At 70.0% G+C, this 15900-nt stretch carries 21 protein-coding genes and 1 tRNA gene; 11 read left to right on the forward strand and 11 right to left on the reverse strand.

Annotation, left to right across the window (positions count from 1 at the left end; genetic code table 11):
- Window positions 1–2 precede the first annotated feature (2 nt).
- The 8 genes from TSO352_RS21650 to bamE form a co-directional block, all read right to left on the reverse strand.
- Window positions 3–458, reverse strand: coding sequence for a hypothetical protein (locus tag TSO352_RS21650; RefSeq protein WP_109109290.1), 456 nt, complete (start codon window positions 456–458; stop codon window positions 3–5).
- Between the two features lie 84 nt (window positions 459–542).
- Window positions 543–1553 carry a thiamine-phosphate kinase gene (thiL, locus tag TSO352_RS21655; RefSeq protein WP_109109291.1) on the reverse strand — a complete coding sequence of 337 codons (1011 nt, stop codon included), beginning with the start codon at window positions 1551–1553 and terminating at the stop codon, window positions 543–545.
- A gap of 19 nt (window positions 1554–1572) precedes the next feature.
- The gene (nusB, locus tag TSO352_RS21660) at window positions 1573–2178 is read right to left on the reverse strand and encodes a transcription antitermination factor NusB (RefSeq protein ID WP_109109292.1); all 606 of its coding nucleotides are present in this window, start codon (window positions 2176–2178) and stop codon (window positions 1573–1575) included.
- A 35-nt stretch (window positions 2179–2213) separates the two neighbouring features.
- Window positions 2214–2678: a 6,7-dimethyl-8-ribityllumazine synthase gene (locus TSO352_RS21665; RefSeq protein ID WP_109109293.1), complete on the reverse strand. Its 465-nt coding sequence runs from the start codon at window positions 2676–2678 to the stop codon at window positions 2214–2216.
- Window positions 2679–2713: 35 nt separating this feature from the next.
- On the reverse strand, window positions 2714–3853 hold the full coding sequence (ribB, locus tag TSO352_RS21670) for a 3,4-dihydroxy-2-butanone-4-phosphate synthase (RefSeq protein WP_109109294.1): 1140 nt from the start codon (window positions 3851–3853) through the stop codon (window positions 2714–2716).
- Window positions 3850–4437, reverse strand: coding sequence for a riboflavin synthase (locus TSO352_RS21675; protein ID WP_109109295.1), 588 nt, complete (start codon window positions 4435–4437; stop codon window positions 3850–3852). Before TSO352_RS21675 ends, ribB begins: the two co-directional genes overlap by 4 nt.
- A gap of 78 nt (window positions 4438–4515) precedes the next feature.
- Window positions 4516–5646: a bifunctional diaminohydroxyphosphoribosylaminopyrimidine deaminase/5-amino-6-(5-phosphoribosylamino)uracil reductase RibD gene (ribD, locus tag TSO352_RS21680; protein WP_247872299.1), complete on the reverse strand. Its 1131-nt coding sequence runs from the start codon at window positions 5644–5646 to the stop codon at window positions 4516–4518.
- 22 nt (window positions 5647–5668) lie between these two features.
- On the reverse strand, window positions 5669–6187 hold the full coding sequence (gene bamE, locus TSO352_RS21685) for an outer membrane protein assembly factor BamE (RefSeq protein ID WP_109109296.1): 519 nt from the start codon (window positions 6185–6187) through the stop codon (window positions 5669–5671).
- A 133-nt stretch (window positions 6188–6320) separates the two neighbouring features.
- Here bamE and TSO352_RS21690 point away from each other — a divergent pair, with 133 nt between their 5' ends.
- The 11 genes from TSO352_RS21690 (at window position 6321) to TSO352_RS21740 (ending at window position 13349) form a co-directional block, all read left to right on the forward strand.
- Window positions 6321–6902, forward strand: coding sequence for a ubiquinol-cytochrome C chaperone family protein (locus TSO352_RS21690; RefSeq protein ID WP_247872300.1), 582 nt, complete (start codon window positions 6321–6323; stop codon window positions 6900–6902).
- A 171-nt stretch (window positions 6903–7073) separates the two neighbouring features.
- Window positions 7074–7649, forward strand: coding sequence for a DUF177 domain-containing protein (locus tag TSO352_RS21695; RefSeq protein ID WP_109109297.1), 576 nt, complete (start codon window positions 7074–7076; stop codon window positions 7647–7649).
- A 188-nt stretch (window positions 7650–7837) separates the two neighbouring features.
- Entirely contained in the window at window positions 7838–8026 is a 189-nt protein-coding gene (gene rpmF / locus TSO352_RS21700) for a 50S ribosomal protein L32 (RefSeq protein WP_012973646.1), read from the forward strand.
- Window positions 8027–8108: 82 nt separating this feature from the next.
- On the forward strand, window positions 8109–9161 hold the full coding sequence (plsX, locus tag TSO352_RS21705; protein ID WP_109109298.1) for a phosphate acyltransferase PlsX: 1053 nt from the start codon (window positions 8109–8111) through the stop codon (window positions 9159–9161).
- Between the two features lie 3 nt (window positions 9162–9164).
- Window positions 9165–10136 carry a beta-ketoacyl-ACP synthase III gene (locus TSO352_RS21710; RefSeq protein WP_109109299.1) on the forward strand — a complete coding sequence of 324 codons (972 nt, stop codon included), beginning with the start codon at window positions 9165–9167 and terminating at the stop codon, window positions 10134–10136.
- Window positions 10137–10305: 169 nt separating this feature from the next.
- Window positions 10306–10638 carry an integration host factor subunit alpha gene (locus tag TSO352_RS21715; RefSeq protein ID WP_109109300.1) on the forward strand — a complete coding sequence of 111 codons (333 nt, stop codon included), beginning with the start codon at window positions 10306–10308 and terminating at the stop codon, window positions 10636–10638.
- A gap of 88 nt (window positions 10639–10726) precedes the next feature.
- Entirely contained in the window at window positions 10727–11185 is a 459-nt protein-coding gene (locus tag TSO352_RS21720; RefSeq protein WP_109109301.1) for a MerR family transcriptional regulator, read from the forward strand.
- Between the two features lie 93 nt (window positions 11186–11278).
- Window positions 11279–11355: transfer RNA gene (locus tag TSO352_RS21725), tRNA-Pro, on the forward strand.
- A gap of 236 nt (window positions 11356–11591) precedes the next feature.
- On the forward strand, window positions 11592–12011 hold the full coding sequence (locus TSO352_RS21730) for an organic hydroperoxide resistance protein (protein ID WP_109109302.1): 420 nt from the start codon (window positions 11592–11594) through the stop codon (window positions 12009–12011).
- Window positions 12012–12165: 154 nt separating this feature from the next.
- Window positions 12166–12621 (forward strand): MarR family transcriptional regulator, encoded by a 456-nt coding sequence (locus tag TSO352_RS21735; protein ID WP_109109303.1) that lies wholly within the window; start codon window positions 12166–12168, stop codon window positions 12619–12621.
- 113 nt (window positions 12622–12734) lie between these two features.
- Window positions 12735–13349: a GNAT family N-acetyltransferase gene (locus TSO352_RS21740; RefSeq protein WP_109109304.1), complete on the forward strand. Its 615-nt coding sequence runs from the start codon at window positions 12735–12737 to the stop codon at window positions 13347–13349.
- 19 nt (window positions 13350–13368) lie between these two features.
- Here the strand turns inward: TSO352_RS21740 and TSO352_RS21745 are convergent, their stop codons facing one another.
- The 3 genes from TSO352_RS21745 to arsC all read right to left on the reverse strand — a co-directional run bounded on the left by TSO352_RS21745 (window position 13369) and on the right by arsC (window position 15819).
- Entirely contained in the window at window positions 13369–14376 is a 1008-nt protein-coding gene (locus tag TSO352_RS21745) for an alpha/beta hydrolase (RefSeq protein WP_109109305.1), read from the reverse strand.
- Between the two features lie 108 nt (window positions 14377–14484).
- Window positions 14485–15417 carry a 50S ribosomal protein L3 N(5)-glutamine methyltransferase gene (gene prmB, locus TSO352_RS21750; protein ID WP_109109306.1) on the reverse strand — a complete coding sequence of 311 codons (933 nt, stop codon included), beginning with the start codon at window positions 15415–15417 and terminating at the stop codon, window positions 14485–14487.
- A gap of 45 nt (window positions 15418–15462) precedes the next feature.
- A complete protein-coding gene (arsC, locus tag TSO352_RS21755) occupies window positions 15463–15819 on the reverse strand; it encodes an arsenate reductase (glutaredoxin) (RefSeq protein WP_109109307.1) in 357 nt (118 codons plus the stop codon).
- Window positions 15820–15900 lie beyond the last annotated feature (81 nt).

The raw sequence follows: 15900 nt of genomic DNA on the forward strand, positions 1-15900 counted from the left end.
TGCTAGAGATTGCGCTGGGTGACCGCCTGTACCAGGACATCGTGCACCGCGTCCTTGCCGACGACTTTGATCGCCGCTTCCATGAATTTGGCCTTTACGGCAGGAATATTGACCAATGAGCCGTTGAGGATCGACTTGTCGGCGATGCCGCCATACAGCGCGGTCAGGAAGGCGTCGGTCAGCCGGGGCTGGTTGGCCTGCACCATCGGCTGTTTCTCCAGCATCACCTCCACCGCGACCACGACGGTGACGAACTGCTCGACTCGGGTGGGGCCGAGCATCGGCGCGACCAGCGGCGGCAGGCGGACGAAGGCGGTGGGCGGCTTGGGCGGCGGCTCCACCTTCTTCGGCTCTTCATGGGCGTTGACGTAGTATTTCTGGTAGGCGGTCCAGCCGCCGAAACTGGCACCGCCCAGCAGCAGGATGCCCAGCACGAGCACGATCAGGGCCTTGACCACGGCGCCACACCTTCGCTGTGAGAAGCCGCACCCTGCGCCGCGGGTGCTTTCGATTGTCTTAAGCGGGGCGGATGGGTGCGGGGGTCAGAAATGGTCCCAGCCGCGGTGGGGCAGGGCCATCGGCGCGCCGGCCGTGTCCAGCACCGTCACCGCGCCGGCCTCCGCATCGGTACCGGCCGGCAGCAGCTCGCCGATCTCGGTGATCGCCACGCCCGAATCGGCGGCCAGCCGCGCCAGCGCCTCGCGCGCCGCCGGCGGGGCGCTGAACAGCAGCTCGTAATCGTCGCCGCCGGTGAGCGCCAGCGCCAGCCGGGCCGGATCGCCGTCGATCGCCCCGCGCGCCGCCGGCGACAGCGGCACGACGTCGGCGCGCAGCAGCCCGGCGCACCCCGATTCCTCGCAGAGGTGGCCCAGGTCGGCGACCAGCCCGTCCGACACGTCGAGCGCGCCGCTGGCCAGCCCGATCAGGCGCGGCCCGACGGTGGTGCGCGGATCCGGCCGGCGCAGGCGGCGCAGCAGATGGCCGCGGGTCTCCTCGTCCGGCACGTCCAGCGCGCCGAAGGCGATTTGCAGGCCGAGGGCGGCGTCGCCGATCGTCCCCGTCACGAACAGCCGGTCGCCCGGCCGCCCACCCCAGCGCGGCAGGGCGCGGCCGGCCGGCACCAGCCCGAAGGCGGTCACCGACAGGGTGATCGGGCCGGACGTCGACACCGAATCGCCGCCGGCCAGCCCGATGCCGAACCGCTCCTGGTCCGCGCCCAGCCCGGCGGCGAAAGCCTCCAGCCACGCCTCGCCGGTGCCGCGGGGCAGGGCGGTCACCAGCGTGTAGGCCAGCGGCGCCGCCCCCATGGCGGCGAGGTCGGACAGGTTGGTGCGCAGCAGCTTGGCCGCGATGTCACCCGGCGCGTCGTCGGGGAGGAAATGGACGCCGGCGACCATGGCGTCGGTGGTGACCACCAGTTCCTGCCCCTCCGGCACACCGAACACCGCGGCATCGTCGCGCAAGCCGCGCGCCCCGGCGAAACCGGCGGCCAGCGGCTTGAAGAAGCGGGTGATCCGGCCGAACTCGCCGAGGGGCTTGGCGGGTGTGGTCATCGGGGGGCGGCGCGCAAACTCACTCCTCCGACGACGACGCGCGGCCGGGGTCGGGCTTGGCCAGATCGTCGGCGCGGAGCGCGCGGGCGACGTGGTCGAGCACGCCGTTGACCATCGCCGGCTCGCGGCCGGAGAAGAAGGCGCGGGCGACGTCGACATACTCGCTGATCAGGATGCGCGGGTGGGTGTCGAGATGCACGGCGATCTCATAGGCGCCGGCGCGCAGGATGGCGCGCAGCAGCAGCTCCAGCCGGTCGATCGGGAAGCGCGGGTCGAGCGCGGCCCCCAGCACCCCGTCGACCTCGGCCCGGCGGTGGGTGACGCCGCGCACGATGTCGGCGAACAGCTGCGGATCGCCGGCGACGAACTTGGCGCCGTCGATCTCCTCGCCCAGCCGATGGGCGACGAACTCGCCGACGACGTTCTCGACCGGCGCCTGGGCGAGGTCGATCTGGTACAGCGCCTGCGCGGCGGCCAGCCGGGCGGCCTTGCGGCGCGCCTTGGCGGACCCGCCGCCGGTCTTGGACTTGCCCGTCCTCGACTTGCCGGATTTCGATTTCCCACCCTTGGTGTCGCCGGAGGCGTGCTCGGGTGTCACGGGGCTGGCCGTGTCGTCGTTGCTCATGATCGTGCAGTCGCTAAAAGAGGGAGATGTCGGGGTTAGCGCGGATAGAGGCGGAATTTGCGCTTCAGGTCAATCATGTCAAGGCAGGCCCGCGCCGCCCGGCCGCCCATGTTCTGCGATCCGACATTGGCCCGGGCCCAGGCCTGTTCGCGGCTTTCCACGTTCAGGATGCCGTTTCCGACCGCCAGCGCGTAGCGCAGCGCCAGATCCTGAAGCCCGCGGGCGCTTTCGGCACAGATCGTTTCGTAGCGCGTCGTCTCGCCCCGGATGACGCAGCCGAGCGCCACATAGCCGTCGAACCGCTTGCGGGCGGTGAAGAAATCCATCGAGCGGATGGCGTACATGATCGCCGCCGGAATCTCCAGACAGCCGGGAACGCCATAGCGGATGTGCGTGGCGCCGGCGCGGTCCAGTTCCGCGACGGCGCCACGCGCCAACTCCTCGGCGATGTCCTCGTGGACGCGGGCGTCCACCACCATGATGTGGGGCGTGTCGGTCATCCGGCGGCGATCTTGTCCTTCAAGGCCTTGGTCGCTCAATCGTCGCCGGGGTCGGCGGCGCCCGGCGTGATCGCGCGGTGGCCGACGACGGTCAGGCCGTAACCCTCCAGCCCAATGATCGGCTTCTTGCGGTTGGACAGCAGCACCATCTGGCGGACGCCGAGGTCCAGCAGGATCTGGGCGCCGATGCCGTAGTCGCGCAGTTCGGGCGCGACGCTGGCCTGACCTTCCAGCCGGGCCTTCAGCACGGTGGACAGGCCGTTCGGGTTCGGCTCGCGCAGCAGAACGACGACGCCGCGGCCTTCCTTGGCGATCAGCTCCATCGAGGCGTGCAGGTCGTTGCCGCGGCCGGAGTTGCGGTCGCCCAGCACGTCGTCCAGCACCGACTGGGCGTGCATGCGCACCAGCACCGGCTCGTCGCCGGAGATGTCGCCGCGCACCAGGGCGATGTGCTCCGCATACTGGATCTTGTTGATGTAGACGTAGCTCTGGAACCGCCCGCCGTAGCGGCTGTCGAGCGTGCCGGCCAGCACCTGCTCGACGATGGTTTCGGTGCGGCGGCGGTAGGCGATCAGGTCGGCGATGGTGCCGACCTTCAGCCCGTGGAACTGGGCGAACTGCACCAGGTCCGGCAGGCGGGCCATGGTGCCGTCGTCGTTCATGATCTCGCAGATCACCGCCGACGAGGAATGGCCGGACAGCCGGGCGATGTCGACCGACGCCTCGGTGTGGCCGGCGCGGACCAGGACGCCGCCGTCGCGGGCGAGCAGCGGGAAGATGTGGCCCGGCGTCGCGAGGTCCTGCGGACCGGACTTCGGGTCGATCGCCACCTCGATGGTGCGGGCGCGGTCGGCGGCGGAGATGCCGGTGGTGACCCCCTCGCGCGCCTCGATCGACACGGTGAAGGCGGTCTGGTGACGCGAGGCGTTCTGCTGCGCCATCAGCGGCAGGCGCAGCCGCTCGATGTTCGGCCGGTCCATGGTCAGGCAGATCAGGCCGCGCCCGTGCTTGGCCATGAAGTTCACCGCTTCCGGCGTGGCGCAGGAGGCAGGGATCACCAGATCGCCTTCGTTCTCCCGGTCCTCGTCATCGACCAGGATGAACATCCTGCCCTGACGCGCCTCGTCGATGATCTCTTCGGCCGTCGACAGGTACTTGTGAAACTCGGACGTCATTCCTGCCCCGCGAGCCGGGCGACGTAGCGCGCCAGCATATCGATTTCGAGATTGACCGGATCGCCCTCCTTCAGGCCGCCGAAGGTCGTGGCGGTCTGGGTGTGGGGGATGATGTTCACGCCGAAGCGGTTGCCGTCGACCTCGTTGACGGTCAGCGACACGCCGTCGATGGCGACCGACCCCTTGGGGGCGATGTATTTGGCGAGGGCTGCCGGCGCCTCGAAGGTCAGGCGCAGCGACTCGCCCTCCGGACGGACCGACAGCAGCCGGCCGACGCCGTCGACATGGCCGGACACGATGTGGCCGCCCAGTTCGTCGCCGACCTTCAGCGCGCGTTCCAGGTTGACGCGGGTGCCCGGCTGCCAGCCGCCCAGCGTCGTCTTCGACAGGGTCTCCCCCGACGCCTGGATGACGTAGGCCCCCGGTCCCTTTTCGATGACCGTCAGGCAGACGCCGTTGTGGGCGATGGACGCCCCGATCGCGATCGTCTCCGTGTCGAAGGCGGTCTCGATGGTGAACCGGGTGTCGCCCTGCCGTTCCACGGCCTGGACGCGCCCGACATCGGTGATGATTCCGGTGAACATAGCGGCGAATTTAGCAGGTTTCGCGGCCAGGGGAAGCGCGCGCGACGCCGCGCCGGACGCAACGGTCTGTTGCGCGCCTCACGCCGATGGGCCGGGCCGGAGCCGGCGGTAACTCTCGGCGAGGTCGGCGCCGGCCGGGCGGACCCCGATCCGCTCGAAGCGGGCCATGGCGGACAGGGACTCCACCCCGAAACCGGCGACCGCCGGCAACCCGTCGCCGCCGATCAGCGACGCGGCGCGGAACCACTCCAGCCGGTCGACCAGCCCGGCGCCGAGCAGCGACCCGGCCAGCGCGGCCCCGCCCTCCACCAGCACCCGGGTCAGCCCGCGCGCCGCCAGCGCCGCGGCGGCGGCTTGCGGATCGACGCGGCCGGCCCCGTCGGTGGCGACCGGAATCACCTCGACGCCGAGCGCGGCCAGGGCGGCGGCCCTGGCCCCGTCCGGCGCATCACCGGTCACCACCCAGGTCGGCACTTGGCGCGCGCCGGTCGCCAGCCTGGCCGTCGGCGGCAGGCGCAGGCGGCTGTCCACCACGACGCGGACCGGGCTGCGGTCGTCCAGGCCGGGCAGGCGGCAGGTCAGCTCCGGATCGTCGGCCAGCGCGGTGCCGATGCCGACCATGATGGCGTCGTGGCTGGCGCGCAGCCGATGGCCCCAGGCCCGCGCCGTCGGCCCGGTGATCCATTGCGACTCGCCGCTGCGGGTGGCGATCCGGCCGTCGAGCGTGCTCGCCAGCTTGAGCGTGATCAGCGGGCGGCCGTGCTGGATGCGGCTGAAGAAGCCCTCGTTCAGGGCCAGCGCCTCGGCCTCGCAGACGCCGGTGGTGACGGCGATGCCGGCGTCGCGCAGCCGGGCCAGCCCGCCGCCGGCCACCCGCGGGTCGGGGTCCTGGCAGGCGACGACGACGCGCGCCACCCTGGCCTCGACCAGCGCCAGGGCGCAGGGCGGCGTCTTGCCATAATGGTTGCAGGGTTCCAGCGTCACATAGGCGGTGGCGCCGTCGGGGCCGGCGCCGCTGTCGCGCGCCCGGGCCAGCGCCTCGGTCTCCGCGTGCGGCCGGCCGCCGGGCTGGGTCCAGCCGCGGCCGATGACGGCGCCGTCGCGGACCAGCACGCAGCCGACCGCCGGATTGGGCCAGGTCCGCCCCAGCCCGCGGCCGGCGAGCGACAGGGCGGCCCGCATGTGCCGCAGGTCGGTGTCCAGGGTCATCAGGCTCGCAACCGGAGCCCGGTCAGCTGCCGGGGCCCTTGCCCTTGGTGTCCTTGGCCGAGAAGCGGCCGACGTTGCCCATCATCTGTTCCAGGAAGCCCAGCTCGCGACCGGCGGTCGGGGTCGTGCGCTCGACCAGATCGATGTCGTTGCCGTTCGACTTGTCGAGCGTCTTGATCTCGCGCAGGACGCCGGTGTTGTCGAAGCGGGCGACGACGACGCGGCGCTCCGTCACCTCCGGTTCGAAGAAGGCGGTCTTCTCCGTCTTCTGTCCGATGTAGTACCAGACGTTGGGATCGAAGGTGCCGACCGAGGTCGGCGTGCCCAGCACCGCGGCGACGTCGTCGCGGCGGCTTTGGCCCGGCTGCAGCTCGGCCACCAGTTCCGGGTCCGTCAGGTTGCCGCGGGTGGCCACGGTGGGCGAGCAGCCGGCGGCGGACAGGCCGGCGACCAGGAGGCTGCCCAGCAGGATGGGACGGAGGGCGGTGCGGAAGGCAGGGCCCAGGGCGGTGCGGTGCGCGGAAAGGTTCGATCTGGTCATGGTGCTCGGGCTATGATGGAGCCGGCGGGGTGGACGGCGCCGGCTGCGGACGGCCGTCCACACAAGGCGGGACAATCGCACCGGGCGCTTCGCCCTGTCAACGGGACTCCGAGTCGGAAAAGGGTGACGCTTCGTGGCAGACAGCATCTTCGGCCGCCTGATCGGCCGTTCCCTGGCCGCGCTGACCGGCAACGGGCGGGCGCGGAGAACCGGGGCGGTGGATGGTCTGTTCACCGCCGTGGTCGCCCAGGCGCGGGCGCCGGGCTTCTACGCGGCGCTGGGGGCGCCGGACACGCTCGACGGCCGGTTCGACCTGATCGCGCTGCACCTGTTCCTGGTCATGCGCCGGCTGAAGGGGCAGGGGGCCGAGGCGGCCAAACTGTCGCAGCGCCTGTACGAGACGATGGTCGAGGATTTCGAGACGTCGCTGATGGAGATGGGCGTCGGCGACACCGGCATCGGCCGCCGGGTGAAGACGATGGCCCGCGGCATGGCCGGCCGGATTCGCGCCTATGACGAGGCGCTGGCCGACCCCGACGACCGCAAGCTGGAGGTCGCGCTGGACAACAACGTCTACGGCACGGTGGAACGGGCGCCGGAGGGGGCGCCCGCCGCGCTCGCCGCCTACATGCGCGCCGGTGCCGCGGCGCTGGCCGACCAGCCGCTGGCCGACCTGCTGCGCGGCGAGGTCCGCTTCGTCCCGCCGCCGGCGTGAGCGGCGCCATATATATAGAGTGAGCCTTCGGCCTGTCCGGCCCTGCGGATTTCGGGCGGCGGCGGCCACGGGGCTTGCCTTTCCGGCCGTACGGCTGCATCTGAATCGGGCGTGGGCGCCCGCCCGCCGCCTTGTCCATTCTCTTCGTCGTCGATTGGGAAGTCTTTCGCCATGAGCACAGTGAGCGGCGCCACGCCGGCCCCCGAATTCTCGCGCACCATCAGCGCCGATGCGGTGCGGCGCGCCGACCTGACCGAGACGATCGAGGCGACGGAGGCGGAGCGCCGGGCGCTCGCCGAGCGGCTGGAGCTGGAGTCGATCGAGCGTCTGACCGCGACGGTGCGGCTGCGCGCGGTGCGCGGCGGCACCATGGTCCGGGTGTCCGGCACGCTGGAGGCCGACGTGGTCCAGACCTGCGTCGTCACGCTGGAGCCGGTGCCGGCCCAGGTTGCCGAATCGTTCGAGGCGCTGTTCGCCCCGGAATCGATGATCGACGATCCGGGCGACGAGATCGAAATCGACCCCACCCTGTCGGACGAGGACACTCCCGAGCCGATGGTGAACAACCGAATCGACATCGGCGAGCTGACGGCGCAGCATCTGTCGCTGGCGCTCGACCCCTATCCCCGCGCCGCGGGTGTCGACTTCGAAGGCTACGATGACGGCCCGGACGAGGAAGAAGCGGCGGCCGAGCCTGAGAAACCCAACCCGTTCATCGTGCTGGACCGGTTGAAATCGCGGAACTAGGCCGGATTCGGGCCCGGAGACGACCCGAGTATTTGACCCCGACTCCACCCCCTCCAATGCGTGGCGGGCGTGGTGTGAAAACCGGGTTGTTCGGGCTTGCCCTTTGGGGGCATTTGCCTTATTGAATGCCGCTCGCGCTGGGCGGCCCCTGTTCGGGCCGCCCTTTCCAATGAAGAGAGTTTACGGTCATGGCTGTTCCGAAGAAGAAGACCTCCAAGTCGCGGCGCAACATGCGGCGTTCGCACCACGCTCTGCCGACCTCGGCCTACAACGAGTGCCCGAACTGCGGCGAGCTGAAGCGTCCGCACCACGTCTGCGGGTCTTGCGGCCATTACGACCAGCGTGAAGTGGTTCAGAGCGGCACCGCGGCCGCTTGATCCAGCTCGCGTTGTTTCAGGTCTCGATGATCGGGGGCGCTCGCCGTCCCCGCCGGGGTCTTAGCCGGGGAGCCTGCTCGCGGTGAGCCAGCGCCTGACCATCGCCCTGGATGCCATGGGTGGGGACCTTGGTCCCGACATGGTGCTTGCCGGGGCGGACATCGCGCGGGAACGTCATCCCGACGTGCGCTTTCTGCTGTTTGGCGACCAGCAGCGGCTTGAGCCGCTGTTGAACCAGCGGCCCGCGTTGAAGGCGGTGGCGGAAATCCGCCACACCGCCGACTTCGTGGCCGGTGACGCCAAGCCGGCGGTGGCGCTGCGCGCCGGCCGCCAGTCGAGCATGCGGCTCGCCATCGACGCGGTGGCGTCGGGCGAGGCCGCTTGCGTGGTGTCGGCTGGAAACACCGGCGCCTTGATGGCGATGGCCAAGTTCGTGCTGAAGACGCTGCCGGGCATCGACCGGCCGGCGATGGCCTCCTTCTTCCCGACGCAACGGGGCGAGAGCGTGATGCTGGACCTCGGCGCCAACGCCGAATGCCAGCCGGAAAACCTCGTCCAGTTCGCCGTGATGGGGGCTGTCTTCGCGCGCGCCATCCTGGGCCTGCCGGAGCCGTCGATCGGTGTGCTGAACATCGGGTCGGAGGACATGAAGGGCAACGAGGTGGTGCGTGCCGCGGCGGCCAGCCTGCGCGACATGCCGCTGCCCGGCCGCTTCCACGGCTTCGTCGAGGGCACCGACATCGGGCTCGGCACGGTGGACGTCATCGTCACCGACGGCTTCACCGGCAACGTGGCGCTGAAGACGGCGGAGGGGACGGCGAAGCTGTTCTCCGAATTCCTGCGCCGCACCTTCGCGACGTCGTTCCTGGCGCGAATCGGCTATCTGCTGGCGCGTGGCGCCTTCAAGCGCTTTCGCGAACGGATCGACCCGCGCCGCTACAACGGCGCGATGTTCCTTGGCCTGCGCGGGGTCTGCGTGAAGAGCCATGGCGGCACCGACCCGGTCGGTTTCGCCAACGCCGTCGCGGTTGCGATCAATCTTGCTGCGCACGGCTTCAACGAGCGCATCAAGGAAGAGATGGGGCGCATAGCCGACGTGCCCCCTCTTCCCGACACGAAGGCGGCGGCGGGCTGAACCATGGTCATGCGTTCCCGAGTTCTGGGTTGCGGTATCCACCTGCCGGCCAACGTCGTCAGCAATCACGATCTGGAACAGCGGGTCGACACGACCGACGAATGGATCGTCCAGCGCACCGGCATCAAGTCGCGCCACATCGCGGCGGAGGGGGAGAACACCTCCGACCTCGCCATCGCGGCGGCGACCCGCGCGCTGGAGCATGCCGGGGTGCCGGCCAGCAGCATCGACTGCATCATCCTGGCCACCACCACGCCGGACAACACCTTCCCGGCGACGGCGACCAAGGTTCAGGCGGCGCTGGGCACCGCCGGCTTCGCCATGGACATCCAGGCGGTTTGCGCCGGTTTCGTCTACGCGTTGTCGGTCGCCGACAATTTCCTGCGCAACCGCCAGGCCCGTCGTGCCCTGGTGATCGGGGCGGAAACCTTCTCGCGCCTGCTCGACTGGAACGATCGCACCACCTGCGTGCTGTTCGGCGACGGTGCCGGCGCCGTGGTGCTGGAAGGCTATGAGGGCCGGGGCGACTCGGCCGACCAGGGCCTGCTGTCGGCCCATCTCCATTCCGACGGCAGCCAGTACGGTCTGCTCTATGTCGACGGCGGCGCCTCGTCGACCGGCACCATCGGCCATGTCCGCATGCACGGGCAGGAAATCTTCCGCCACGCCGTCAGCAAGCTGTCGGCGGTGGTCGAGGAGGCGCTGGTCGCCAACGGGCTGGAGGCGTCGGACGTCGACTGGCTGGTGCCGCACCAGGCGAATCGGCGAATCATCGACGGGCTGGCCCGCAAGATGAAGCTGGCGCCGGAAAAGGTCGTGCTGACGGTCGACCGCCATGGCAACACCTCGGCCGCGTCGATCCCGCTGGCGCTGGGCGAGGCGGTGGCCGACGGCCGGATCAAGCGCGGCGATCTGGTGCTGATGGAAGCCATCGGCGGCGGCCTGACCTGGGGCTCCGCGCTGATCCGCTGGTAGGGATTGCCGGCCGGCACCGCCTCCGCTTTCCCTCCCGCCGCGTCATTGCTGCACCGCACCGGTTTCCAGAGCGGCCGGGGGCGCGGTGGCGACTGCCAAGCTTTTGAATTGACGGACCTTCTTTCCCCGGATTACCGTCTTCGGACTGGTTGCGGGGGGAAGTCGAACCATGTCCCAGAACACCGTCACGCGCGCCCAATTGAGCGAAGCCGTTTATCAGGAAGTCGGACTTTCGCGCAACGAATCGGCCGATCTGGTCGAAACCGTCCTTGACGAGATTTCCGACGCGCTGGCACGGGGGGAGATGGTGAAAATCTCATCCTTCGGCAGCTTTCAGGTCCGCCAGAAGGGCGAGCGCGTCGGCCGCAACCCCAAGACCGGGGAAGAGGTGCCGATCCTGCCGCGCCGTGTCCTGGTCTTTCGCGCCAGCCACGTGCTGAAGAATCGGATCAACGAGGTGCAGGAAGGTGGGGCGCCGGCGCGCGCGCGGGCGCTGTCCTGATCCCGGCCGTGTCCGATGACCCGCCCGCCGCTCGCCCGGCCCGTCGCCGGGCTGCAGTTCGCCGTGCCGCCGCCAGTCTGACGCCGCCATGAAGTCCGCCACGGCGTACCGCACGATCAGCGAGGTGTCGACCGACCTGAACGTGCCGCAGCATGTCCTGCGTTTCTGGGAAACCAAGTTCCCGCAGATCCGCCCGCTGAAGCGCGGCGGCGGCCGGCGTTATTACCGGCCGGAGGACGTGGAACTGCTGCGGCGGATCCAGGCGCTCCTGTATGAGGACCGCTACACCATCAAGGGCGTGCAGCGTTTGCTGAAGGAAGGGCGGATGTCCGACCCGACGCCGCCCCTGCCGGAGGACGCCGAGGACGGCGACACGCCGGGTCTTGCGACGGGGGAGGGGCCGGAAGGCGCGGACACGACCGATGGCGACGAGGACGCGTCGCTGTCCGACGCCCTGCGCCATGAGATCACGCTGGTGGTGGACGAGCTGAAATCGCTGCGTTCGGTGCTGTCGCGCCTGTCGGAATCGGCGGACAAAAAGCTGTAAAAAATTCTTACGGGAGTGGTTGCGTCCGCGAAAGAGCGCCGCTATAGTCCCGTTCCCTTCCGGAGCCAAGCCGCAGCGACTGCGGCGGAATGACGGAGCGTAGCGCAGCCTGGTAGCGCATCAGACTGGGGGTCTGGGGGTCGCAGGTTCAAATCCTGTCGCTCCGACCATCTCCGAAGGGAGCGGAAAAGCCTTGGAGCCCAACGGTTCCAGGGCTTTTTCTTTTTCACCTCCACGTGATCGGCGCAACACTCGCCACCCCGGCCGGCGCGCATCCATGCGGCAGATGCATTGCGCACGATCGAATAACGCACGATCAAATTGATTGCGCACAATTCGATTGTACGCCATTGTCTGTCTCGGCGGACGGCGGTCCGCTTCCCGAACCCAAACAGGAGTGAACGCCATGAAGACCCTCTATTCGACCAAGGCGACGGCGACCGGTGGCCGTGACGGCAAGGCGGTGAGCGACGACGGGCTGCTGTCGGTGGCGCTGGCGGCGCCGAAGGAACTGGGCGGGCAGGGCGGCGCGACCAACCCCGAGCAACTGTTCGCCGCCGGCTATTCCGCCTGCTTCATCGGCGCCATGAAGTTCGTCGGCAACCGCGACAAGATCGCCGTGCCGGCCGACGTCTCGGTCACCGCGACGGTGGGGATCGGCGCGCGCGACGACGGCGAGGGCTTTGGTCTGACGGTCGATTTCCTGGTGTCGCTGCCGGGCCTGGACACGGCGACGGCGGAGGAACTCGTCGCCCGCGCCCACAAGGTCTGCCCCTACAGCCACGCCACCAAGGGCAACATCCCGGTGACCACCACGGTCGCTTGAGGTTTCGCCGACCACGGGACAGGTCCGCCGGATGTTGCGCGCGACGATCCTTCGCACTATGCGATGATGCTTCGCATCCCAGACGTGGTGCGCTGGCCGATCGGCTGGTGCGCAGCGCCCCGGTGGCCCCTGTGACATGCGGGAACTTCCCATCATGACGGCCGACAAAGACGACCCGCTTCTGCTCTCCAACCAGGTCTGCTTCGCCCTCTACTCGGCGAATCTGGCGATGACGCGCGTCTATCGCCCGTTGCTGGAGGCGTTGGGCCTGACCTACCCGCAGTATCTGATGATGCTCCTGCTGTGGGAGGAGGACGGTCAGGCGATGAAGCGGCTGGGCGAGCGGCTGGGGCTGGACAGCGGCACCCTGACCCCCTTGCTGAAGCGGATGGAGGCTCAGGGGCTGGTCACCCGGACCCGCGACCCGCAGGACGAACGGCTGGTGCGAATCCATCTGACCCCGCAGGGGGCGGCGCTGCGGGCCAAGGCCGAATGCCTGCCGGCCCGCATCACCGCCGCCGCCGGCTGCTCGCTGCAGGAGCTTGGCGCCCTGCGCGACACGCTGCTGGGCCTGCGCGACGACCTGAACAGGGCCGCCGATCAGGGGTGAACGCGAATGACGGCAAAAAGCCCTGGAAACTTCGGTCTCCAGGGCTTTTCCTGTCCGCCCGCCGGCGAGTCTTCCCGCCATCCATCCTCCCCGCCAAGGAAAGCCCGACCACCATGACCGGCGACCTCCCGACTGCCCGGCCCGACGACGGCCTCCGCATCCGCCCGGCCGAGGCCGACGACGCACCCGATCTGGCGCGGCTGATCGACATGGCCGGCGGCGGGGTCTACGGCTTCCTGCTTGACGGGCTGATGCCGGGGATGACCGCGGCGGAGATGCTGGTGCCCGGCCTCGCCGGCCGCAGCGGCTCGCTGTCCCACCGGCAGAGCGGGGTGGCGGAACTGGACGGGCGGGTGGTCGGCATCGCCCACGGCTACCCCACCGACTGGATCCGGACGGAGGATTACAGCGGCCTGCCGGCCGACCGGGTCGCCCACATGGCGTCCTTTTCCGACACCCACGACTGGGGCAGCTATTTCCTGTCGGCGCTGGCGGTCGATCCGGCGTTGCGGCGCCGGGGCATCGCCGGGCGGCTGCTCGACTGGTTCTACGGACGGGCGCGGACCGGCGGATTCGACCGCGTCACCCTGCATGTCTGGGCCGACAACGCGCCGGCCCGCAGCCTCTACGCGGCCCAGGGCTTCGCCGAGATCGGCCGCGCCGACATCCCCTGGCACCCGCGCCTGCCGCACCAGGGCGGCAGCGTCCTGATGCGGCGGCCGGTCTGATCGGCCGCCCATCCTCCGATCAGCCGTAGGTCTTCGACGGGGCGGGCGCGGATTCGGCCGACATCGCGTCGATGGCGCGCACCACCAGATCGGGCGCCGCGTGATGGACCATGTGGCCGGCCTGCGCCACCCGGTGCAAGGTGCTGTGCGGGATGACCCGGTGCAGGCGCGGGCTCTGGTCTTCCTGCTCGACGATGCGGTCGCCGTCGCCGGCGATGATCGCCACCGGCAGCGTCAGGTCGGCGTAGCGGCTCTGCATCGCCTCCGTTGCCGGGACCATCGTCACGCCGTCCTGGGCGTTGGCCAGCAGCTGGCCGGGTCGGGTGGTCAGGGCGGCCGGGAAGGTCTCGGTCAGATCGTCCGGCACCGGGCAGGGCGAAAACAGCGTCTTCAGCAGCATCGGCATCGACGCCTTGGCCAGGGGCGGCGACAGCGTGTAACGCAGCACGTCGCCCAGCACCGGCACCACCGTCGGCGCCACGAACAGGGCGTCCAACCGCTTGGTCGGGAAGTAGTAGCCGGCCAGCAGCACCAGCCCACTCACCGATTCGGGATGGTCGAGCGCCAGCGCCAGCGCGACCAGCGTCGCGTAGGAATGGCCCACCACCACCGGCCGCTCGATCTCCAGCGCGGCGAAGGCGTGGCGCAGCAGGTCGGCCTGCTCCGCCGGGGTCCAGTCAGGACCGCGCGGCCGTTCGCTGTGCCCCATGCCCGGCCGGTCGAAGGCGACGACCCGGTGGGTCCGCGCCAGCCGGTCGAACAGCCCGCTGGCGACGAAGTCGTCGGCGGTCGAGACGTTGCCGTGCAGCAGCACGACCGCCGGTCCGCTGCCGGCTTCCAGATAATGCAGCCGCACGCCGTCGACGGTGACGAAGCGCCCCTGCGGCGGATAGCGCCGCTCCGCCCGGCGGGCGGCCAGCGTGTTGGCGACGGCCAGCCCGCCCAGCGCAAGCGCCGCGATGCCGAGGGCCTTGGCGGCCCCGGCGGCGGGTCGGTGATTGGTGCGGACGAGGTGATGGCTGGACACGGTGGTCGCTCTCCCAACGGCTGCCGCTGCGGTGCAGCATCGTGGGAGAACAACCAACGGCGGGGCAAAGCGTTCCCGGCGGTCGGGAGCGCCTGCGGACGCCCGCCCTTACTTCCCGGCCTTCAACTGGTCGCGGGTCAGCCAGAACACCTCGCCGAAGCTGTTCGCCGTCTCCAGCCACAGGAAATCCAGATGCGGGTATTCCGCCTCCAGGATCTCGCGGCCAGTGCCGAACTCGCACAGCAGGCCGCCTTCGGGGGTCAGGTGCTTGGGCGCTTCCTTCAGGATGCGGCGGACGATGTCGAGCCCGTCGTCGCCGCCGGCCAGCGCCATCGCCGGTTCGGCGCGGAACTCCGGCGGCAGGGCGGCCATCGCCTCGGCGTCGACGTAGGGCGGGTTGGTGATGATGACGTCGTACTTGCGCGTCTTCAGCGGCGCGAACAGGTCGCCCTGGTGCAGGGTGATGCGGTCCTCGAACCCGCTGTCGGCGACATTCCGCTTCGCCACCTCCAGCGCGTCGGCGGAGAGATCGACGGCGTCGACCTGCGCCTCCGGGAAGATGCGGGCGGCCAGGATGGCGAGGCAGCCCGAGCCGGTGCAGAGATCCAGCACCCGCTCCACCGAGGTCGGATCCTCGACGATGGTGAAGTCGTCGCCGCCGAACAGGTCGGAGAACAGCAGCTCGCCGATGTAGGAGCGCGGGACGATCACCCGCTCGTCGACATAGAAGGGGATGCCCTGGATGTAGGCCTTGTTCAGCAGGTAGGGCGCCGGCTTGCGGGTGTCGATCCGGGTGTGGAGAATGCCGGCCACCGCCTCGCGCTCCGCCGCGGTCAGCCGGGCGTCGATGTAGGGGGCGAGCTGGTCGACCGGCAGGTGCAGCGTTTCCAGCACCAGGAACACCGCCTCGTCGAAGGCGGTGGTGGTGCCGTGGCCGTAATCGAGGTCGGCTTCGTTGAAGCGGCTGACGCCGTAGCGCAGGAAATCGCGGATGGTCTTCAACTCGGCGGCTGCGGCGGCGGCGGTGTGCTTGGTGGTCACGGCGGGCGGGCTCCGGAGAGGGGGCGGATGGGGCAGGGGGGTGTGTTACAGGATCTCCAGCACCGACTCCGGCGGGCGGCCGAGGCGGGCGCGGTCACCCTTGACCACGATCGGGCGTTCGATCGCGCCTGGGTTGGCCGACAGCGCGGCGATCAGGGCGTCACCGTCGAGATCCTTGGCGATGCCGGCCTCCGCCGCCTCCTTCGATCGGGTGATGGCGCGCGGCTCCTTGCCCAGCTTGGCCAGCAGGGCGGCCAGCTCCGCCGCGGTCGGCGGGGTCTTCAGATACTCGATCACCGTCGGCTCGACGCCGCGGGAGCGCAGAAGCTCCAGCGTCTCGCGCGACTTGCTGCAACGCGGGTTGTGGTAGATCGTCACGTCGCTGTTCGTCACGTCGCTCATGGCTGTCTTCCAGGTTAACCGGTCGGCCGACAGATACACCCAACCCGCGCGGCGCGCCAATCCGGCATGCGGAATGCGGCG

This window comes from Azospirillum sp. TSO35-2 (assembly GCF_003116095.1).
Classification (GTDB): Bacteria; Pseudomonadota; Alphaproteobacteria; order Azospirillales; family Azospirillaceae; genus Azospirillum.

Coding starts and splice junctions, on each gene's coding strand:
- thiL (WP_109109291.1), bottom strand. CDS start 1,553: ATGACCACACCCGCCAAGCCCCTCGGCGAGTTCGGCCGGATCACCCGC.
- nusB (WP_109109292.1), bottom strand. CDS start 2,178: ATGAGCAACGACGACACGGCCAGCCCCGTGACACCCGAGCACGCCTCC.
- TSO352_RS21665 (WP_109109293.1), bottom strand. CDS start 2,678: ATGACCGACACGCCCCACATCATGGTGGTGGACGCCCGCGTCCACGAG.
- ribB (WP_109109294.1), bottom strand. CDS start 3,853: ATGACGTCCGAGTTTCACAAGTACCTGTCGACGGCCGAAGAGATCATC.
- TSO352_RS21675 (WP_109109295.1), bottom strand. CDS start 4,437: ATGTTCACCGGAATCATCACCGATGTCGGGCGCGTCCAGGCCGTGGAA.
- ribD (WP_247872299.1), bottom strand. CDS start 5,646: ATGACCCTGGACACCGACCTGCGGCACATGCGGGCCGCCCTGTCGCTC.
- bamE (WP_109109296.1), bottom strand. CDS start 6,187: ATGACCAGATCGAACCTTTCCGCGCACCGCACCGCCCTGGGCCCTGCC.
- TSO352_RS21695 (WP_109109297.1), top strand. CDS start 7,074: ATGAGCACAGTGAGCGGCGCCACGCCGGCCCCCGAATTCTCGCGCACC.
- rpmF (WP_012973646.1), top strand. CDS start 7,838: ATGGCTGTTCCGAAGAAGAAGACCTCCAAGTCGCGGCGCAACATGCGG.
- TSO352_RS21710 (WP_109109299.1), top strand. CDS start 9,165: ATGGTCATGCGTTCCCGAGTTCTGGGTTGCGGTATCCACCTGCCGGCC.
- TSO352_RS21715 (WP_109109300.1), top strand. CDS start 10,306: ATGTCCCAGAACACCGTCACGCGCGCCCAATTGAGCGAAGCCGTTTAT.
- TSO352_RS21720 (WP_109109301.1), top strand. CDS start 10,727: ATGAAGTCCGCCACGGCGTACCGCACGATCAGCGAGGTGTCGACCGAC.
- TSO352_RS21730 (WP_109109302.1), top strand. CDS start 11,592: ATGAAGACCCTCTATTCGACCAAGGCGACGGCGACCGGTGGCCGTGAC.
- TSO352_RS21735 (WP_109109303.1), top strand. CDS start 12,166: ATGACGGCCGACAAAGACGACCCGCTTCTGCTCTCCAACCAGGTCTGC.
- TSO352_RS21740 (WP_109109304.1), top strand. CDS start 12,735: ATGACCGGCGACCTCCCGACTGCCCGGCCCGACGACGGCCTCCGCATC.
- arsC (WP_109109307.1), bottom strand. CDS start 15,819: ATGAGCGACGTGACGAACAGCGACGTGACGATCTACCACAACCCGCGT.